A 3099-nucleotide genomic window follows, 5' to 3' on the forward strand; every position below is an offset into this window, starting at 1 on the left:
TATCTATGCCTGAGATCAGCGACCGCCTGCCTGCTGATATTGCGCACTTCTGTTTGGTTTCCAGCCTGGGCCGCGGCAGTGATCTTACGCAGCATCGCATCGTAGTCGTCCGGAAACTCCCGGGCGATGGCCTCGAAGATTCCGAGATTCTGCTTCCGGATCTCGGCATCGATGTCGGCGGTGGTCAGCGTCCGGGGCGGCATCGCCATTGGCTGATGGTGGCGATGTCCGCCGCCGAACATCATTGGCATCACGTGAGACCCAATGATGCTCACGGGGACGACCGCCACCACTTGCAACCATTTCCAGGGTGACATCCGCCCGCGCTCCGACACCCTTCTCACTCCGCCCCGAGGCTCAGTGCCTTCTTGCGGTCGGCCTCGGCGCGTTTCAAATCGCCCTTGGCTGCCCACACCGCGCTTCGCGATTTGTACGCGGCAGCGAAATTTGGCCTTAACTTGATCGCTTGGTTGAGGTCGGCGATGGCGCCATCATAGTCGCCTTTGCGGGCCCGGATCGTGCCGCGGCCGAAGTAACCGAAAACATTGTTGCGATCCAGTCTAAGCACCGTCTCGTAATCGCTGAGTGCTCCCGTGTCCTCATGGAGCTTCATGCGGAACGCGCCCCGGCCGGCATAGATCCTTGCGTTCGTTGGGTCGAGACGGACGGCGTTTTCGTAGTCCGCCGACGCTCCGTCAAAGTCCCCCTGGTAGCTGAGGACGCGGCCGCGATCGCTGTAGGTGTCACCGATGTCCGGATCGATGGCTATCGCCTGGCTGTAATCGGCGATGGCATGGACATAGTCGCCCTTCGTCTCCCAAAGGATGGCGCGGGCAACATAGGCGTCCCGGAAGGCGGGGAACTGCGCAATCGCTTTGCCATATTGCGCGATGGCGCCGTCATAGTCGTTTTTGTTGTCCAGCGCCTGCCCTTTGTTGAAAGCCGCCCTGGCTGCAGGTGGAATGCTGTACGCCGAGGTCGTCGATCCGCTCTCGATCTTGCTTGACGCCTTTGCCTTTGCCGCCAGCGCCAGCTTGCGGCCCTTGCGGGCGAGGCTCATCTTCGGATCGAGCTTTAGCGCCTGATCGTAGTCCGCAATCGCCTTGTCGAAATCGCCCTTGGCGGCGAAAGCGCCGCCGCGCCCGAAATAGGCCTGCGCGTCATTGGCGTCGAGCTCGATCGCCCGGCTCAAATCGGCGATGGCGCGATCCGGTTGGTTCTTTTTGGTCCACGCGACGGAGCGACCGATGTAAGCGTCCGAATAGTCGGGGTAGAGCCCGATGACCTTGTTGTAGTCCTTGATTGCCGCGTCGTACTTGCCTTTGTTGATAAGCGCGATGGCCCGTCCGACATAGGGCGAGGCATCTTGAGGATCGATCGCCATTGCCTTGTTGAATTCGGCGATCGCACGATCATATTTGCCCTTGTGGTAGAACGCATAGCCGCGATCGACGAAAGCCGCGAGTTCCTTCGAGGATGGCACGATCGAATTACCGTCCATGCCGCCTTTCTGCTGCGCGGCCGTCGCCGCCTTGCGCGCAGCGGCGTAGTTTGGATTGTGCGGGTCTAGTTTGGCCGCCTGGTCGAAGTCGGCAGTGGCATCGGCGTAGTTTTTGACGTCGAGCCGCGCCATGCCGCGTCCATAATAGCTGGCGGCGTATCTCGGATCGATCTCGATCGCCGATGAAAAGGCCTCGATCGCTCGCTTCGGGTCTCCGGTGCCGTACCAGGCCGCTCCGGAACAGAAGAAGGCACGGCTTGCTTTAGGATCTAGCTTGATAGCTTTGATGCAATCGTCAAGCGCGCCGTCCGCGTCGCCCGCCGCGCCCTTGGCCAGGCCCCGGAGCGTGAGGGGCACGGCGACGTCGGGAATAATGGCGATGGCCTTGTCGTAATCGGCGATGGCGCGGGCAAAATCCTTCTTGCCATCAAAGGCCTTGCCTCGACCGAAATAGGCGAGCGGGTTCTCGGGATCGATCGCGATGGCCGCTTCATAGGCCTCGATCGCTTCGTCATAGTTTTCTTCGTGCAAGAGGCTGTCGCCCTTGGCCACCGCGACCAGGACGCGGGGATCGCTGGTGTCGATAAGCTTCGCCAACTTGGGATCGGCAGGCGAAAGATCGTCACTCGCACCTGGCTCGGCCGAAGCCGCGGTGTCAGCCGGTGCTACGGCGGCGCGGTCGGGTTCGTTTGCCGCGATGTCGGAACCATCCGCGTTGGCAATGCCCGTGGCGGGCTCCCCGCTGGCCGCCACCGCTGCCTTGCGGGCGATGGCGTCGCAGCTTCCCGTCCGCGCAGGATCCAGCTCCCCGGCGCGCCGGCAACCCGCCGCCGCGCCCGCCTGGTCACCCTTGAGCGTCCTGGCGCGGCTGCGGCCGAGATAGGCGTCGGCATTCTTGGGATCGAGGCTGATCGCCTTGTCGAAATCGAGCAGCGCGCCGTCGACCCCGTATTTCACCAGACGCGCGCCTGCGCGTTCGACCAGTATCTTCGCGGCGGCTTGATCCTGGGCAGACTGGTCCGAAGTTCCCGTTGCCGGAACGGCTTTCTGGCCGGCCATGAGCGCGGCGCAGGCGCCGGCGCGTTTCGGGTCGAGTTCCACGGCGCGCCGGCAGTCGCTCGCGGCAAGGGCATTGTCGCCTTGCGAGGCCGCGGCGACCGCCCGGTCGTAATAGGCCTCGGCATTGTCGGGATCGAGTGAGATGGCATAGCCGAAGGAAGCGATCGCGCCGGGCACGTCGCCGGAGACCTGCTGCTTCAATGCATCTCGGATTTGCGCGGCAGCTTCTTTGGAATGGATCCGCCTGCCGGTGGCCTCCAACTGCTTGGCCAACGAGGCAAGATCCGTCTTGGACGCGGTCTCCGCGGCCACCGCTTCGCCGACATCCAGCCCCGCGTCGCAACTGCCAGTCTTCTTCGGATCGAGCGCGATGGCCTTGCGGCAATCCTCCGCCGCGCCGGCAGCGTCGCCGCGCCGGGCTCGTATCAGCGAACGGGCGAACCAGGCTCCGGCATCGTTCGGATCAAGTGCGATCACCTGGCCGAAATCGGCAATGGCGCGTTCGTCGTTGCCTTTGCCCGCCCAGGCGACGGCTCGGT

Annotated in this window: 1 protein-coding gene and 1 pseudogene; both read right to left on the bottom strand. The window is 63.5% G+C overall.

The annotated features are described in order from the left end of the window. Positions 1–245: pseudogene (locus EOD07_RS28535) on the bottom strand (hypothetical protein); the annotation flags it as partial. Between the two features lie 95 nt (positions 246–340). Next, on the bottom strand, positions 341–3099 hold a 2759-nt coding region (locus EOD07_RS28540; protein ID WP_127237743.1), incomplete at its 5' end, for a tetratricopeptide repeat protein.

The organism is Mesorhizobium sp. M2C.T.Ca.TU.002.02.1.1, assembly GCF_003997225.1.